General features: G+C 30.1%; 14 protein-coding genes. 5 read left to right on the forward strand and 9 right to left on the reverse strand.

The annotated features are described in order from the left end of the window. Nucleotides 1-120 precede the first annotated feature (120 nt). From EDD60_RS03010 to EDD60_RS03035, 6 genes are all read right to left on the reverse strand, one after another. The gene (locus EDD60_RS03010; protein WP_066446518.1) at nt 121-1,005 is read right to left on the reverse strand and encodes a MurR/RpiR family transcriptional regulator; all 885 of its coding nucleotides are present in this window, start codon (nt 1,003-1,005) and stop codon (nt 121-123) included. A gap of 8 nt (nt 1,006-1,013) precedes the next feature. Continuing rightward, nucleotides 1,014-1,679, reverse strand: a complete 666-nt coding sequence (locus tag EDD60_RS03015; protein WP_066446522.1) for a hypothetical protein — start codon at nt 1,677-1,679, stop codon at nt 1,014-1,016. A gap of 10 nt (nt 1,680-1,689) precedes the next feature. Further along, nucleotides 1,690-2,508: a class C sortase gene (locus EDD60_RS03020; RefSeq protein WP_243646619.1), complete on the reverse strand. Its 819-nt coding sequence runs from the start codon at nt 2,506-2,508 to the stop codon at nt 1,690-1,692. Nucleotides 2,509-2,582: 74 nt separating this feature from the next. Then, the gene (locus EDD60_RS03025) at nt 2,583-4,178 is read right to left on the reverse strand and encodes a SpaH/EbpB family LPXTG-anchored major pilin (RefSeq protein ID WP_066446523.1); all 1,596 of its coding nucleotides are present in this window, start codon (nt 4,176-4,178) and stop codon (nt 2,583-2,585) included. An 80-nt stretch (nt 4,179-4,258) separates the two neighbouring features. Beyond that, the gene (locus EDD60_RS03030; RefSeq protein WP_132226206.1) at nt 4,259-11,818 is read right to left on the reverse strand and encodes a peptidase associated/transthyretin-like domain-containing protein; all 7,560 of its coding nucleotides are present in this window, start codon (nt 11,816-11,818) and stop codon (nt 4,259-4,261) included. A gap of 182 nt (nt 11,819-12,000) precedes the next feature. After that, on the reverse strand, nt 12,001-12,498 hold the full coding sequence (locus tag EDD60_RS03035) for an NAD(+) diphosphatase (RefSeq protein ID WP_066443762.1): 498 nt from the start codon (nt 12,496-12,498) through the stop codon (nt 12,001-12,003). Between the two features lie 118 nt (nt 12,499-12,616). Between EDD60_RS03035 and EDD60_RS03040 the strand changes: the two genes are divergently transcribed. From EDD60_RS03040 to EDD60_RS03060, 5 genes are all read left to right on the forward strand, one after another. Beyond that, entirely contained in the window at nt 12,617-13,270 is a 654-nt protein-coding gene (locus EDD60_RS03040) for an HAD family hydrolase (RefSeq protein WP_066443759.1), read from the forward strand. Nucleotides 13,271-13,359: 89 nt separating this feature from the next. Continuing rightward, nucleotides 13,360-14,196 (forward strand): AraC family transcriptional regulator, encoded by an 837-nt coding sequence (locus EDD60_RS03045; RefSeq protein WP_066443756.1) that lies wholly within the window; start codon nt 13,360-13,362, stop codon nt 14,194-14,196. Continuing rightward, entirely contained in the window at nt 14,189-15,097 is a 909-nt protein-coding gene (locus EDD60_RS03050) for a DMT family transporter (RefSeq protein WP_207905284.1), read from the forward strand. Before EDD60_RS03045 ends, EDD60_RS03050 begins: the two co-directional genes overlap by 8 nt. Further along, nucleotides 15,078-15,500: a DUF2000 domain-containing protein gene (locus tag EDD60_RS03055; protein WP_066443751.1), complete on the forward strand. Its 423-nt coding sequence runs from the start codon at nt 15,078-15,080 to the stop codon at nt 15,498-15,500. The genes EDD60_RS03050 and EDD60_RS03055 overlap by 20 nt, the downstream gene beginning before the upstream one ends. A gap of 128 nt (nt 15,501-15,628) precedes the next feature. Beyond that, nucleotides 15,629-16,468 carry a Cof-type HAD-IIB family hydrolase gene (locus EDD60_RS03060; RefSeq protein WP_132226207.1) on the forward strand — a complete coding sequence of 280 codons (840 nt, stop codon included), beginning with the start codon at nt 15,629-15,631 and terminating at the stop codon, nt 16,466-16,468. 146 nt (nt 16,469-16,614) lie between these two features. Here the strand turns inward: EDD60_RS03060 and EDD60_RS03065 are convergent, their stop codons facing one another. The 3 genes from EDD60_RS03065 to EDD60_RS03075 all read right to left on the reverse strand — a co-directional run bounded on the left by EDD60_RS03065 (nt 16,615) and on the right by EDD60_RS03075 (nt 19,147). Further along, nucleotides 16,615-17,832, reverse strand: coding sequence for a cation:proton antiporter (locus EDD60_RS03065; protein WP_243646620.1), 1,218 nt, complete (start codon nt 17,830-17,832; stop codon nt 16,615-16,617). A gap of 2 nt (nt 17,833-17,834) precedes the next feature. Beyond that, nucleotides 17,835-18,440, reverse strand: a complete 606-nt coding sequence (locus tag EDD60_RS03070) for a TetR/AcrR family transcriptional regulator (protein ID WP_066443745.1) — start codon at nt 18,438-18,440, stop codon at nt 17,835-17,837. An 83-nt stretch (nt 18,441-18,523) separates the two neighbouring features. Beyond that, nucleotides 18,524-19,147, reverse strand: a complete 624-nt coding sequence (locus tag EDD60_RS03075; protein WP_066443742.1) for a GGDEF domain-containing protein — start codon at nt 19,145-19,147, stop codon at nt 18,524-18,526. Nucleotides 19,148-19,181: the final 34 nt, after the last annotated feature.

A 19,181-nucleotide genomic window follows, 5' to 3' on the forward strand; every position in this document is an offset into this window, starting at 1 on the left:
ATTCCTCCTATATTCTTATTATAAAACGTATTCATTTTATAAAAAAGAATATAGAATACAATAGAAATGACTTTTCGATATTTTCTTTATTTTTTATTCAAATCACGAAAAATGATTTTGTTAATCATCTTCTCTTAATATTTCAGTTGGTGCAATTTTATTAGCTTCAACAATCTTAGAAAGCTCTGTTTTTTCTTTAAGATATTTATCATAATCTAAAGCAAAGAAACAAGAATATAAAATATCTAATAATAATTTAATCGATGTTTCATTACTATAACCAGCTATCTTACTATACATCTTTTCTTTTGTCGTAATTGTTAAAGTCACATCAGCTTGACTTCTTAAATAAGATTGACCATATGAAGTTATTGCTAAAATAGGAATATTCTTAGCTTTATACATATCAACCATATTCTTAATAATTGGTAAAGCTCCACTATAAGAAACAATAAGTGCCATATCATTCTTTGAAACCAATGATGTAGAATATAAATACTCCTGTTCTAAATGAGAGATAAAAACCTTCTTACCAATTCTAGACATCTTTAAAGCAAAATTTTCACCTAACAAATGAGAAAAACTAACTCCACAAAAATGAATCATATCTGTTGTCTTTATAAGATTTAAAGCACGACGTAATGTATCATGATCAATAAGAGACAAAGTATCATCAATTGTTTCTTTCTGTAATGTTGCTATTTTATAAGAAATATCCATAATATTATCCTGACTTTGAAAAGGAATATTAGCATCAATTTGATTAATATGACAATGAAGATATTCTATTTCTTTTAAATAAGCTTCTTTTAATTCAACAAAACCATTGTAACCTAACTTTTTAGCAACACGTATAAGTGTAGATGGTGAAGTATAAGTTTTCATTGCAATATCTTGAATTGTCATGTCTTTCAAATTCTCTTTTTCTACTAACATAAAATCAATGACTGCTTTTTGTGATACTGATAAATCTTTTATATTTTTCATTGATTCACTAACTAACATATAACCTCCTATGATTCCTTCTTTAATACACGATATTCTAAAATAAATACAAAGAATGAAAGACCAGCTAAAAGAGTATATTGAATCAATGATTCATCATCACTTGTTTGAATATTTTGTTGAGAATTTGTTGATGTTTCATGATCAGTTATAGGTTGATTAATAATCCATTCACTCTTTGGTTCTATAGATAAATGATAAATTGTTTGTTGATGATCAGACATTGGTATTTTTACTAAAAATGGTGAAGAAATAAAGATACCATCTTGATAAGAATAATTATCTTTTTGAACAATAAAGTATATACCTAACTCTAAATCATTAAAATAAATATGTCCAGCATGATTTGTATAATAAACATGACCTTGAATATGATTCTTTTGAATATAATTATCTAATTTCATTGCCATTTGTGTCTGTGAAGAACTAAAAACATCATCAAAAGACAAATGTAAATCCTTATACATATCATCAACAATATATCTTTGACCATCATAACAAGCTATCTTATATATCATAAAAGGAACATTATCTAAAATCAATGTTTCATCATTTTTATTATTTCCATGGAAATACAAATCAATAGACCCTTTTCTATCTTCAGCATGAAAAGAGACTAACATTAACATAAATCCTAATATAACAATCATTTCTATCTTCAATAGTCTTTTCATGCTTACACTCCTATCTTTTTATTCTTCTTATCATAAAAATAATTCCACACATCCCAATAACAATCCCACAAACAATAATATATTCAAAAGGAATTTGATAACCAATATGTTCATCTTTTTGAATTTGATTAGCTTCTTGATAAGGAATACGATGTCCTCTTACTAACATACGATGAGTATTCACTGCATACGGTGTACATGTCACCAAAGTCACATAATCCTTACCCTTTTCAATATTCAATGCTTGCATCTCAGTTGGTAAAACAGTTAATATCTGATCAACTTCATAAGCCAAAGTTTCTCCTAATATCTTAATATAAAACACATCTCCAACTTTAACCATATCTAATTCAGTAAATAACTTAGCTGAAGGTAATCCTCGATGTCCAGTCAATACTGCATGTGTAGAGCTTCCACCCACTGGTAAAGACGTATTTTCTAAATGTCCAACACCAACCTGTAAAACAGGTTCACTTGTTCCATGGTAAATAGGTAACTCAACTTTAATACTCGGTATACGAATATATCCCATCATCCCATCACCATTCACATTTAACAAGCTCTTATAAACTTCACTTTCATTACTCATTCCACCAAACGGATCATTAACATGTTGAACCCCAATCAATGATTGATTATAAATCCTTGCCTTTTCTAATAAATCCTTTTTATCATTATGAGAAATATGTTCTATTTCATCATCATAATTTGCAATAACTGTCGTCGCATGTCTTTGATTCACAAAATTACTTACCGTTGGATACAATAACACAGAGAAACCAATAAGATAACCAATAATTCTTAATACCTTAAAAACTCTATCCCTCACTCTTATTCCCTTCTCTCCATTATCATGAAGTATTCTTCGCATCATGTGATGCGAAGAACCCTCATTTCAAATAACTACATTTTCTTTTTCTTCTTACTCATCACTGAGAATCCAACCATTATACCAATAATAGCTAACCCACCAACAGTAAAGATAACTGTACCCATACCACCTGTATTAGGTAATTCTTTTCCTGTTTTATTTTCCACATTAATAATTGGAGCTAGATTTTCTATATTATCACTTTCACTAGTTGCATCATTATAGATATATTCAGCCTTATAAGAATCTAATTTATCATACGTATATGTTGGAACAATTGTAATTTCAATTGGTTCAAACAAAAGATTATAATTCGTAGGTGCTTCTATTTCTTTTAAATAATACTTAACATTTGCATCTAATCCTTTAATATGAATTTTACCATTCGCAGGTGATATAACATCTACACCATTTTCATCTATTTTTGCTACTCGATAAACAGCATCATTATCGGCATTACCTGCATCTACTTGTACTAATTTTACTTCATTATCATCTGTACATTCTTGATCTTTATAAAGCTTGAATTTAGCACCTGATAAAGCTGTTTTTTGGTTAGATTCATTCATATAATACTTATTTATAATAAAGTCAAATGAATACACTGGAACAATATCAGGAGTTGAAGTATCAGTCTTTGTTACATCTGATGGATCATTGCTATACTCGATTACTGCACTATTGTTATTAGCATTTGTACCTACTAATGCATTTTCATTAAGTGTTGCTGTATATGTAACAACTATTTTATCACCAACATTACTTTTATAGTTGATAAAATTATTAATCTCTATTGTTAATATATTGTTAGTATCAATACTCTGAGTATATCCTGCAGTGCCAGTAGTATCCGCATTTAAATTACTACTATCAACCATGACAGATTTTATTTCTTTAAACGTTAATCCTTCTGATAGAGTATCTTTAAACTTAAATGTATAACTACTATATCCTGTCATATCAGGCACATAGGAAGTTAAAGTATATGTAATCTCATCACCAATTGCAGCTTCTCCATGGTTCTCATTACCAATTGTTTTATCAACTGTTGGATAAGAACTTTTCATGTTAATACCTACATTTGTTTTAGTAACATTAACTAATATAGCAGGTGAATACTCAGTTACACCTGTTATTGAAGTCGTTATATCACTTGCACCTTTTAAATAAACCAAATAGAAACCATAATCTTGAACGGATACGCTTGTAGAAGGTTCAGCAGTTTCTATTTCAATATCATTATATTTTCCTACTTTATTTGCAGAGTCCAAACTCCATTTAAGGATTTCTTTCGCAAAGTCCACTTTTCCATTATCACTTAAATTTGCAACATAATTATATGCTGCATCAGATAAAGTTTGTCCTTCTTTGCCAGAACAACCATATTTATTATTAGCGGCACTAGTAAAAAATGGTTTATATTGAGTATTTAAAGTATATGAAACAGATGTACCATTTTTTATTGCAGAAAACACTTGATATAAATCAACTGTTTTACCAGCCACAGTATTGTTAATTGTTAAAGTTGCTTTGGGATCTGCCGCAGAAACAATACTTGTAAGACTTAAAACCATAATTATTGCTAGCATACTAGCAAAAATACTTTTTATTATTCTTCTTTTCTTCATATTTTTCCCTTTCCTCTCATCAATTTATTTATTTGCTTGTTATGTCATTTAAGGTGGGGTGCTTTTTAAATAATTGTTCATCATTTTGAAGTCACCCCGGTTTTCTTTTTCCTTTTACGTCCAGATAATTTAGTAACTGCAACAATAGACATACCTGCAAAAACATATATCCATATTCCCATTCCACCAGTATTAGGAAGTATAGAATAATTTTTATTTGTTACAACAGCACTATAATGATACTCATCCCATTCATATGTTGTTGTATAATTATTTAATTTATCTTCTTTGACTTCTTCTATTTCATAGATATAAGGATATGAAGCTATAATATTTCCATCATTATCTTTTTCAACATAATATGCATCTAAATTAGAAACAACAGTTTCCCAAACATTTTGTTCTTGATTTAATTTTGACAATTCTATTGTATTTTGAGAATCACTGTTAAATTTTTCATCTTGTATATCAGATGTATCTTTTTTATAATGTCTAGTTATTTTTATATGAATATTATCTGGTCTTGAACCAAATAAATTAGAAAAATCTTTCCATACTTTTTGAATAGTTAAGAATACTTTTTCTGAGCAAGGATCGACACTATCAGGTGTATTTGGAGTTGTTGTTATTTCATTATCACTTGTTTTTATATCATCCATTAAAACAGCTTTTGCAGGTGATATGTAAACATTTAGTGGTTCAGATTGATTTTCATCACTTAATACTGCCCCATCATAATCTTGATGATCTTTAACTGATTGATAATGATTTACTTTATAGACATTTATTTTATCTGTTGTTTCACTATCTATTAATGTACCAATAATCTGATTACCTTTTTTAATTTCTTTAAAAACAGACTGAATAGCTCTATAAATACGATATTCATTATCTTGACCAACAACATGTACTTCCTTTTGATAGTGACTCTCTAATGAAAATTGACCAATAAATTCACCTATCTTATTTTCAGTTCCACGAATTGTATCCGCTAAATACATTTGATTATTAATAAGATATCCTTCATTGTTATAACCAATAAAACCACCAGCTATTCCATTATCTCCAGTTCCATCTGTTTTATCGGTTGCTTTTCCACCAAAAACATCATAACCAATAGATACTCCTGTAATTGAACTATCTGTGATCTTTGTACGATTTGCTTTAATTAATTCTATTTGAAGATTTGTATTAGCATCCCCAGTCAATCCATTTTCTGTACAAGGCAATCTAACAGTTGAATCACCAATCGTGACGATTGCTACATCAGTTTCAGAAGGATTATCAGAAGCACCTTTCCTACTTAAAGCAACAGATATTTCCAAGCCTAATAATGTAACTGATAAAGTCTTACCATCAGCCAATAATTGTACTTTTAAAGCACCTCCAAGACCTACATCTACTAGCTCTAAATCCTGTAATTTATCTGCATAAAGAAACTTTAATAATCCATTTACAACCATTAACAAAGCGTCCACGATAACAGAATGAGCCTCAGTATCAACCAAATAAGCCATTGTTGTTTTTCCAGCAAAGCCTCCAGCTATTTCATCACTATATATCTTCTTAGCATTATTAACTTTGCTTGTACTAATTCTACCTAAATCAGCCAATCCAGCAAAACCACCAGAAATAGGTTGCTTTCCTCCTTCACTTTTGATCACAAAACCATCAGTAATACCAGTAACACTGCTTTCTTTAACAATTGTTCCACAAACATCAATAACTCCTGCAGTTAATCCTAAAATACCACCACTTACACCTGTAGAGTCCAGATCCACTGTTCCACTTTTACCTAAATGACCAGCAAAACCTCCTGCATAATTAAGTGCTTGTATTGTATTCAATTGTTGAACTGTTGAATTTTCCACTGTTCCATTTAATACAGCCCCAGCAAAGCCACCAGCACAACCACTATAAACCTGTGAACTTTGTTGACCAAATGATTTTTGAAGATTTGCTGTTACGACAAAACCATCACTAATACCACTAACTTGACAATAATACATATAAGGTCTAAAAGCATCAAGCACACTTATGTTTCCTGTATTAATAAGATGTAATATACTTATATCACTATCATCCGATATAGAAGCAACACTTCCTACGTCTGCTAATCCAACAAATCCTCCTGCATATTCTCCACCATTAACCATTCTCAAATGATTAACACTTAATCCACTAACTTCTTCACCTTTTTTACCTAACACTGTTCCTGTTGCTTTTCCTACAAACCCTCCTGCATAGAGAGCATTTTGTAATGAATTTCCTCCAACAACAGAGAAACCACTACTAACACCATCTACACTTGCATTTTTTACTGTAGTTACTGTTGCCTGTAAGACATCTGCTAAAGAACCAACATTAGAAATAAGATTATCTAATAAGCGACCAATTAAACCATTTTGATTGCCTGTTTCAACATCAGCTATTGAACCAGGATCTAGTTTTCCAGCAAAACCACCACAGTGATTAGCCCCTCTTACAAGTTTAAGATGAGTGACTTGACATTTTGTATCTTCACCCCATATTTGTCCACCGACTACATTTCCTACATAACCTCCAGCATTTCCTTGATGTTTTGTAATATCATTACCAAAGGAAACAACGGTCATACCAGAACGGAACCCATGAGTTGATGAACTCTTAACAACTGGAACAAAAACTTCAATTGGATTTAAAAGATTTCCTACATGAACTAATTGTAAATCTAATAAAGATACATTACCAACTTCAGCTGTTCCTCCAGTTATCATTTCTCCTGAAAAACCTCCTGCACTACGTAATGATGAAACATACATAACATCATTTGCCGTTGCATTAGTCACTATACCACCCTTCATCATTCCATTATATCCACCAGCACATCCACTTTGAACAGATAAACCATCAGTAAATTTATCTCTACCGGCAACAACTTTATATCCATATGAGAATTGATCAATCATGTTTTGAAGGTCTTTATCATTATTAACTGTTTTAATCCATGCCCCATATGATTTATCATGACCTACATTTTCTACCCATGCATTCCAAGTCTCTTGATTTATATTTTTTAATGGTCCACATATTGATGTATTTTCTTCTGTTGGATACATATCATTTAATAATCCTAAAACGTTATCAAGTTTTATCAGACCATTTAAAATACTAACATCACCTAATTGAGCAGTAGAAGCACATTCCATCAATCCAGTAAAACCTCCAGCATATTCATAACCATAGACTGAACGCAAACGAATCACAGAACAAGGAGATTGTGGTCCATTATATGATAGTTGATTTTTCCAAGAGCTATTATTATTACCCCAAATTTGTCCACCACTATTACGACCAACAAAGCCACCAGCCATTCCTTTTTCTATAGATAATGAAGAAGGAGCATTGGCTCTTACAGCTCCACCACAAGGAATACATGATGTTGTACTATTACGAATTGTTGGAATAAAAGTTTGACCAACACTCAATAATCCATTCACATCTAATATTTTAGTTAATAGCGATGTGTCAGCACCATCCAAAACCGAAGCTAAACTACCTGGTTCCAAATCACCAACATAACCTCCAGCTGTTTCTTGAGCAATAATATAATTAAAGTTTTCAACATTCGAATTTTGTATATGTCCGCCCTTTATCATACCAGCATATCCACCAGCATGACCAGCAAATTCAGAATTTTCAGTAGAACTAGCTAAAACACTAAATCCTCCAGTTTTTCCTTTGACATGAGAAAATTCTATTGTTGTGACAACTGCTGATAAAACACTCACTGCATCAGCTAACTGTATAGACTCACCAAGTATGCTTAATCCATTTCCTACTGAAGCAGCACTTCCTACATCCATATAACCAATAAATCCACCTGCATATTTAGGCGCTTTAATTGCATAAGAACTTTGATCATTAAAATATGATGGTGCATCTATATTTTCTAATTGTTCTGGTGGTGTCACTTTTGTATTTCTAAGTCCATTAACTTCACAATGACCTACTTGTACTCCACTACCATAACCAATATAACCACCAGCACTACCAGAATGACTATCAGTTGTTAATTGATTATTAGACATGACAATAAGTCCTTTTGTTGAATCTATATTCGCATTCTTAATGATAGGAATATAAACCTCTAAAACACTAACAATATTAGCCGCAGAAACATTCAATTTTAATGCTCCTAAAAGACTCAATCCACCACTATTTACAATTCCTCCAGAATAAGCCTTTCCTGCAAATCCACCTGCATAATACGTTCCTTGAACATACTCTATATTTTTAACTGCAAGATAATTCTCATCAGAATTTTCTATTGTTCCACTTTGCATATTTCCGATAAATCCACCAGCAATAGAAGCCATAACTTGTGGATTATTTTCATTAGAAACATACTCAACTTTACAGTTTGTATATTTAGGAATCAAATACCCTGCTGCTGAAATAAGATTACTAATATCAACTATTCCTGGTACTGAAGTCTTATCTTCACTAATACTAGCTAATCCTCCAGTATTTGAAGAACCAACAAAACCACCAGCTATCCCATTATTAATATCTGCTTTTATCTCTTTAACATTTTCTACACTTGCTCCATTAATATTTGCACTCGTACTTTCTCCAATAAATCCTGCAGCATCATATAATGTGACTTCTCCATTTTGATTAGAACCAGTCGCTTTTATACTCATACCAGAACTTATCCCAATCACTTGTGCACTATCAATATCTAAAACGACAGCTTGTGCTAAATTAAGCAAATTATCTACCTTTACAAGATCCAATCCTAATAAATTAAGACCACCAGCACTTACTAAACTTCCGGTTCCACCACTACCAATAAATCCACCAACATGATTCAAAGCATTTACATATTGAATATTGGTTAAAGTTACATTATTCATTTTTCCACCAATAGCCATACCTATTGCTCCACCAGCATATTCATGACTAGCCTCAATTGTATAACCAGCAGAAACTCCACTTATATTGACATTATCTATCTTAAATGGTAGATAATTTCCAATTCCTAAAGTTGTATCTAAAATACCTCCAGCACTTGCAGTTGCAACATATCCAGCAATTCCACCTGCATATTTTTCAGTCGCTTTAACTGATTTTAAATTTTGAATAACTGTTGGTTGATTTTTTCCATTATAGTTTACTTTCTTTTTATTGATTGGACGTAAACTATTTATTTGTTCTTGAGCAGATGTATATATTTGTACTCCATCCCCTTGACCGATTAAACCACCAACATAATTTTTACCACTTACTTCTAGACTATTTCCATTGACAGAACATCCTGCGACTACGGAAGGACTAATACCAACTAGTGATAACAATACTGTTTCCTTATTTGCATCACCACTTAAAAGTTTTCCTAATGACTCCTTAATAACACTTAATAATGTATACTTCTTTTCACCATAATCTTCTCCTAAAGAAACTGCCCATCCTAAGGTCGCTCGTCCGCTAAACCCTCCAGAATAATCCTCAGTTGAACTCACACTATTCATGCCATTAACACTACAATCAATGGCATAACTATCAGCTAATACTCCAGTAAATCCTCCTGCATATGTTGATGATGCTGTTATACTTGTTACACCCTCAACACTACATCCAGCAATAATAGATTGATTTGTAATAGCATCTATTAAATTAATGCCTAAATCATTTAATGCTCCTTCTATTTCTGCATTAACAGTTAATCCAGAAAATCCACCAACAAATTTTTCACCACTTATTGTTGTTGAATTTCCTGTTATTGTTGAATTTGTAATAAAACTTCCTACTTGTCTCCCTACAAATCCACCAACATACTTTTTTGTACTATTTATACGAGTATTAAGGCTAACACTACAGTTATCAATAACTGGATTACGATAACTTATTGGAATCAGTTGTTTTATATCCAACAAACCACCATCGACTAATATTCTAACCAAGTCCCCTAAACCTAGGAATGGAATTGCATCTAATAAAGTTTCTAATAATTTTACTATTGCCTCCCCTAATCGACTAACTAACTCATATTCTGTCATACCTTCTATACTTCCAACAAAACCACCTGTTATGTCTTTAACATTAGAAATTGATAAATCTTCAACCAAACATTCTTTTATTAGAACATCTCCATAAATTCTTCCAACAAAACCACCCGTTGCAAAATTAGTGATATCATCAGCTCCTAAATTTGCTAATCCAGTTAGAAGTTCTGTTAAAGAATCTAATTGTAATATTTTAAGTAAAGTTTCTAGAAGTGTAGTTACAGCTAAACTTAATCCCTTTATAATTCCTTCAACTAATGACGTACTATCTTGAACTTTATCACTCTGATTATCAACGGAAACATTTTCTAACGTTAAATGAGATACAGAAACTTGTCCTTTAGATTTAACATAACTATCATCTCTTTCACTAGAAATTGTTCCAAAAAATCCAATTCCTAAATTCTTTTTCATATCTAAATCTTCAGATTGTTTAACATTAATATGAGATATTGTTACATTTGCATCAGATACCATATTCAAACGACCTTCCATTGTCCCTGAGAACATTAAAGGTGTCCATGTTTCATTGTTTAAATCAATATCTCTAAAAATAATATAGTTTTCTGAACGACTATATTTATGACCACTATTACCACCCACAATTTTAGTACTTTTTTCTCCAGTCTGTTGATCTACTCCATTTCCAATAAAAACAGCCGATGATGATGGAAAATTATAATCATCAGAACCATTTTGTGATTTTAATAAATCAGCATCCCCTCCATATTGCATTTTTCCAACTAATGAATAAATAGCTGTTCTCACGATTTGATTACTTCCAATCGCTGCTAACTGTTCTTTATTACCAATTAAAATATATTCTTTTTGATTCGTTGGATCTGTCCAAATAACTTGACCAGCAAATTGACGACCATCAGACGTTTCTTTTGTTTCAGCTTGTGTTGCTTTCATTTGTTGAGAAATAAGTTCAGGCATATCACTTGTAAAGAATTGTGATAAGACATAGTGATGAGAATGATTATATGTTAGGTAATCTTGACTATCTTGTGGATATATCATTTGACCCATACCAAATTCACTCGCATGATAGTCTTGTGTCATAACTGGTTCTTTTGAGGCATTATCTGATAAGAGAATCTTTAATTGATAATTATTATAAATATAGATTGTATCTATTTGTTGATCATAGAGTGTTTTATTATTTTGAGTTTCTAATGATGTAAAAGAACCAGTAAAGTTATCTGGTAAACTCCATATATTCTCATTATCCAATACAATATCATTCATTAATAAATATTGAGCATCTAAACTATATGTAATAACTGTATTCTCAACTAATAAGACATCTCCTTTTGAAAAACTTTCTTCATTATTATCAGTTAACTTCACAGGTTGATGACTCCCAATTGCTTGTAATTGTTTTAAATTATAAATCTTTATTTTTCCATCTTCATAAAGATAAGAATAATCAACATCTTGACTTTCATCAGTATTAACAATTTCAGTTTCTAAATGATCATCATTTTCAGCACGAGCAATAAGACTAGCAAAGTGGGTTAATCCAATTATCATAGAAACCGCTACCAAAACTAAAATCAGCTTTTTTAATGTCTTATTATTGACTAACATACACCCTCACCTCACACATTCAAACTTGTCTTTATAAAGAAAATATTATATATATTATTTGTTATGATTATTTTATGATATTTTTTACAGTTTTATTTTACTCTTGTTGAATGTTGTGTTCAATAATAATTTGACAAAATAAGTGAAATTATGTGTTTTTTAAAAGAAATAAAAAAAGTTGCCTAAACAACTTTAATTTGATTCTTGATAAAATATCTTTCAACAAATGATTTCGCTAATGAATGAGGTTTTATAACTTGTAGCACTTCTTCAACAGGATACCACTTAGCTTGATCAACTTCCTCATTTAAAACAAAATCTTCACTTTCTGCAATAACTACATAATTATGAATTAATGTATTGGTCTTTTTAAAATATTCATTATCATTATATTGATAAAATCCAACATTTAATCCAACTTCTTCTTGAATTTCTCTTATCAATGCCTCTTTAGCATTTTCACCTTTATTAATATATCCAGCAATTAATATATTATCAATATGTCCATATTGTTGAATCAATAATATTTTATCTTTTGTTGGATTAAATACAATTGCTGATATAGCACTATTAAACATTGGAAACTTAAATGTTTCACAATGTGGACAATATGGAACCATACCATCTTGTCCATTTTCTTTAAATATCAATTGATTTCCACATTCATCACAATATTTCATTCTATCATCATTCCTCTTTTCAGTTCCTTATCATATCATAAATAACATACAAAATTCACTATTTTTCTTTATCATTAAAGCTTTTTCATGTATGATTGTAAAAGGAGAGTGGAGAGAAATGATAAAAGCAATTATTTTTGATATGGATGGATTAATGGTAGATACAGAAGTAATTTCATATCAATGTTATAAAGAAATTATTGAAAGTTATGGTTTTGATTTTCATAAAGCAGACTATGTTAAGGATTATCCTGGTAAGCCTTTAAAGGCTTCAATTGAATTTATTAAAGATAAATATCATCTTGATTATGATAATCAAGAAAAGATTGAAATCTTTCATCAATTAGAAAATCAATATATTAATAATAATGGTGTTGAATTAAAAAAGGGATTAATTGAATTATTAGAATATCTTAAAGAGAATCATTATCAAACAATTGTCGCAACATCAAGCCATAAAGATCGTGCTGAAAGAATTTTAAATCAACATAATGTCTTACAATATATTGATGATATTGTATGTGGAGATGAAGTTAAACGCGGAAAACCTTTTCCTGATATCTTTATAAAAGCTTGTGAAAAGCTTCATGTTTCTCATCAAGAAGCACTTGTCTTAGAAGATAGTGAAGCTGGTATTCAAGCTGCTTATGATGCTCATATTCCAGTGATTTGTATTCCTGACATGAAACATCCTAGTGATGAATATGTAAAAAAAGTTGAACATGTCTATGATTCATTAAATGATATTATTTTGTATTTAAAACACCTCTAGGTGTTTTTTATTATGATGTTTTGTATCATATCATACAAGAAATTAAACATCAATCATGTTAGAATAAACAACATATAGGGAGGTTTATTATGTTATCAAAGCAAGAACAACGTCATATCTATTATGATCATGACTTAAAAATAGAAGCTTATCAGTTAAGTGGAATTGTCCAAAAATTTCCTAATCATTTTCATGAATATTATGTTATTGGTTTTATAAAGGGTGGAAGGCGTCATCTTCAATGCAAAGGTCAAGAATATGATCTTGCTAGTAAAGATATGATTCTTTTTAATCCTCATGATAATCATTTTTGTGCACCTATTAATGATGAATTACTCGATTATCGTGCTGTTAATATCAATAAAGATATCATGCAAAAAATGGTATATCAAATCACAGGACAAGATTATCTACCATATTTCAAACAAAATGTTGTCTATCAATGTGATATCTCTACATCTATAGATGAATTATATCATGCGATTGTTCATCAAGCAGATAAACTCAAAAAAGAAGAAACCTTTTTCTTTTTACTAGAACAAATCTTAAAAGATTATAGTGCTCCTTTTCAAGACGTTGCATTACCACAACCACGCATTGAAATTCAATATCTTTGTGATTATATGAATGAACATTATCAAGAAAATATTAATTTAGATGATCTATGTTCAATGACTCATTTTAGTCAATCTTATTTATTAAGAACTTTTACTAAACAAGTAGGAATTTCACCATATCGTTATTTACAAACCATTAGAATTGATCAATCTAAGAAATTATTAGAATCTGGTATACCTCCTGTTGAAGTTGCTCATTTAACTGGTTTTAGTGATCAAAGTCATTTTACAAATTTCTTTAAAGAATTTATTGGGATTACACCTAAACAATATCAAAATATATTTAAAGAAGGTGATGAAGATGAATAAATGGATGTATGGTCATTTATCAGCATTTATGACAATCTTTATATGGGGAACGACCTTTATTTCTACAAAAATATTGTTAACTTCATTGACCCCAATTGAAATCTTATTCATCCGTTTTTTAATTGGTTATGTGACTCTATGGCTTGTCTATCCACAACGTATATCATTAAAACAAAAACAACATGAATATTACTTTCTAGCTGCTGGACTTTGTGGTATTACACTCTATTATCTTTTTGAAAATATTGCTTTAACTTATACACTAGCCAGTCATGTTGGTGTCATTATTTCTATTGCACCTTTTTTTACAGCTATTCTTGCTTACTTCTTTTCGGATGAGAAAAAGCTTAACATTCGTTTTTTTATTGGTTTTATAATTGCGATTATAGGAGTTTGTATGATTAGCTTTAAAGGTGATGAAAGTTTAAGTTTTAATCTTACTGGTGATTTTCTGGCAATTATCGCTGCAATAATATGGGCTATTTATTCCACATTAACTCAAAAAATAGCAAGTTTCCAATATAATACCATTCAATCAACACGTCATATGTTTTTTTATGGATTGATTTTTATGTTACCATTTCTATTGATTATGGATTTTCATCCTAAAATATCAACCCTTATCCATCCTTTAATCATATCTAATTTATTATTTTTAGGATTAGGTGCCTCTGCCCTATGTTTTGTAACTTGGAATTTAGCAGTAAAGATTCTTGGTCCAGTTAAAACCAGTGTTTATATTTATATTGTTCCAGTGATTACAGCTGTGACTTCATTTTTGATTTTAGATGAAGCTATGAATCAGATGACAATTATTGGTATTATTTTAACATTGATAGGATTATGGTTATCAGAAAAAAGAACAAAGGAGAATCTGGATAATGAATTATGCAAATTATAAATGTGTAATGGTTTTAGATGAAGATTTACCTCAAGGTATTTTATGTAATACATCTGCCATTATGGGAATTACATTAGGAAAATATATAGCTTCAACAGTTGGGGAAAATGTTGTTGATCAAGATAATTTTTTACATCTAGGTATCATTCAATTTCCTGTTCCTATTCTTAAAGCTTCAAAAGAAAAGATTAAAGAAATCAGAGAAATGCTTTATGAAGATAAATATCAAGAATTAGTGGTTGTAGACTTTTCAGATGTTGCTCAAAGCTGTAATGATTATCCTGACTTTATTGAACTCATGAAAAACACAAAACATCAAGATATAACTTATTTTGGGATTGCTATGTGTGGCGCTAAAAAATTAGTCAATAAGCTAACTGGGAGCTTACCATTATTAAGATAAAATTTTCCTAATTAATCGATAATTTCTCATTTATATTGAGAAATTATTTTTTTATATCAACAATGAATTGCACTTTTTTATCATGACTTTTATAATTAAGCTAGAACTTATAGACAAAGGAGTATATTATGGGAAAAATTATATTTATTGATGTTGATGGAACATTGTTAGACTATGAAAACAAGTTACCTGCTTCGGCTGATTTAGCTATTAAAAAAGCCAGAGAAAATGGTCATAGAGTCTATATTTGTACAGGAAGAAGTAAAGCAGAAGTTTATGATTACATCTGGGATATTGGATTAGATGGTATGATTGGTGGAAATGGAAGTTATGTAGAAGATCATGATCATGTTGTGATGCATCAGTTAATTATCAAAGAACAATGTCAACATATTGTTGATTGGTTAAAAGCAAGACATTTAGAATTTTATCTAGAAAGTAATAATGGATTATTTGCAAGTGAAAACTTTGAAGAAAAAGGTAATCCAGTGATTAAACTTTATGCTCAAAGAAAAGGGAAAGATGATGCTGATCACGCGACTGTGAGAACTATTTTCCCAGAAATGATTTTTGGTGGAGAATTATATCGTGATGATGTGAATAAGGTGAGCTTTATTTTAAATAGTTATCAAGATCATCTTGATTCTATTGAAGAATTTCCTGATTTAAAACCTGGAACATGGGGAGGAAAAGGTGAAATTGCATTGTTTGGTGATTTAGGTGTAAAAGATATTACCAAAGCTCATGCGATTGATGAATTATTGAAATATCTTGGTGCGAAAAAAGAAGATACATTGGCTTTTGGTGATGCTAAAGTTGATATTCCAATGTTGGAATATTGTGAAATTGGAGTTGCTATGGGTAGTGGTGGAGATGAAATCAAAGCCATGGCTGATTATGTGACTGATGATGTCGATAAAGACGGTTTATACAAAGCGTTTATACACTTTGGATTAATTGAAGAATAGAACAAAAAAGTTTAGAAAGCATATATCAACGTTTTCTAAACTTTTTATATTTTCATCAATAAATCACTTTTTTTCACAGTATGCCAATGAATTGAAATAAAGACATCATGTAAAAAACTTTGTATTCTTATAAGTAAAACAATCATTTATTTTGAATGAGGCATTTCTCCAGCCCACTCAAATCCTTTTTTAGCAATAATCACAGCAATCAATTCATTAATAACCGCTGCAGCTGCAATTGTCCCTTGAATAATTTTGGCACACTCTGGGGCAGGCCCTGCTAAACTAGAAGCTGCAATTCCTGTAAAAACTAAGGAAACACCAGAGTGAGGTAATAATGTCAAACCTAAATATTTTTTAACTGTTTGTGGACAATGGGTTATTGAGGCTCCAAAATAAGCACCAAAATACTTTCCTAAAGCTCTTGCAATAATATAAATTGCAGTAAACAATCCTGCTTGAAAGATCAAATGATAATCAAGTGGTGCTCCTAAATTTAAAATCACAACAACGATTGAAAAACCAAGAATAGGATTGAATTGTTTCATAAGTTCATCTAAAGCGGTACTTGTTATGATATTAGAAAAGGCTGTTGAAAATGCCATTCCAATTAACATAAAGTTTAAAAGTGGACTAGGTAACATATGATAATTAATGATCATTCCAATAAAAGATGCAAACAAAATAGAAATCAATAAAACAATAAATCTTGTTTGAGATGATTTCACTCTATTCATAATCAATCCACTTATTATCCCAACAATAGCACCAATAATAAGTGGTAAAATAACAACCAATACACTCATATAAATCGGTATATCTTGAGAAGATATATGACTACTCACAATTGTCATCGTCGTAAAGAAAACAATCACTCCAACCATATCATCTAAAGCAGCCATAGGAATTAAAGTTTTGGTAACTGGACCATCTGTCTTAAATTCTCTTACAATGGATAAAGCTGGAGCTGGGGCTGTTGCTAAAGCAATACCTCCAAATAAAAAAGCTAAATAAAGTGGAATATTCATAAAATAAAAAGTGAGGACAAAAACAAGAGAAACAAATAAAAATGTTCCTAATGATTGGGTAAGTGTTGTAATCATAATTTGTTTACCAGCACTCTTGATCTTTTTCCATACCAACTCCGTTCCAATCATCAACCCAACAGCACATTCCAAAATATGTCCAATTCTTTCATAAACAACTGAATTTAATAAAGATTGATTGATTAATCCTAAAGCATGAGGACCTAAGATCATTCCAGCTAATAGCCAACCTAAAATAGCTGGTAATTTTATTTTTGAAACCAATTTACCTAAAACAATTGCTAATGCAAAAGCAATTAAAAACCTTATAATCAACATGATTAGACTTCCTTTCTTACAATACCATAAAACATCATATCAAACCACTTTAATAATAATTCTTCATGTTGATGAATAATTTCATCAAAGTCTATACCTTCTTCAATCTTTTGACAAAAATAATCATTAAATGAATTTTGCATAATATTATAATATTCTAATGCTGTTTGATAAGTGATGTTCTCTCTTAACTGAACATGATTTAAAGCATTTTTAAAGACCTTAAGATTTAATTCATTAAAATCCTTTTTTATAATAGCTACTTCTCTTTTCAAATGTTGTGGTGTTCTTAAAAGCGTATTAAAAAAGATTCCCCGCAAATGTGGATATTCTTTAAAAAAAGAAATTCTATACTGCATATATATTTCCATATTATATTCATCTCTTGTCGCATAATGTTCCATCATTTTTTCAAAACATATCCTAACACATTCTAAATACAATTCATCTTTATCTTTAAAATAATGATAAATAATACCCTTAGAAATATTTCCGATCTGACAAATATGATTCATTGAAGCTTTCTCATAACTCTTATCATTAAATTCCTGCAAAGCACTTTCAATGATTTTCATCCGCATAACCTTTGTCATTTCTTCTCTTTTCATATTATCTTCCTTTCATTGACCATGTGGTCAATATTTATTATAGCACAATATAAAAAAATGAAAAGGTCTATTACTAACTCTTTTCATTCTTGATTTACATTTATTGTATGATAAAAACAATAACATTGTTTTGTCTGTTTAGCTTGATACAATGCTTCATCAGCATGAGCTAATAGTTCTTCAAATGATTTACCATCTTGCAAATAGAGAGCAATTCCAAGACTATTAGAACAAGTCATTTTGTCATTATGACAAAATAGTAAATCATTGATTCGTTCTATTAAATATTGTTCATTCTCAATATTTTGTACAAAAAGAATAAATTCATCACCACCAAATCTCCCTACAATATCATCTTGATGAAATGTTATTTTAAGTTTTTCAGATAATTTTAATATCATTTCATCACCCATTATATGACCATAAGTATCATTAACATGTTTAAAATTATCAATATCTAAAACAATCAAAGCATGCTTTTGTTGTGGATATTCCTTCAATCTTTTTTTAATAAAATGTGCAGCGGATTGTTTATTATACAAGCCAGTAAATCCATCATACATAATAGCTGATTGTAAGGCAATATTCTTTCTTTTTAATTGATCAATATCAGTAATGACCCCTATCATCTTTATAGGAATACCTTGATGTATAATTGGTGTAACATCTAATTTACACCATTTATACTCTGAATTTCCTGCTCTCATTCTAGCTTCATAGGATGTACTTTTGCCTTGAAAA

This window comes from Longibaculum muris (assembly GCF_004343035.1).
GTDB classification, from domain to species: Bacteria; Bacillota_I; Bacilli_A; order Erysipelotrichales; family Coprobacillaceae; genus Longibaculum; species Longibaculum muris.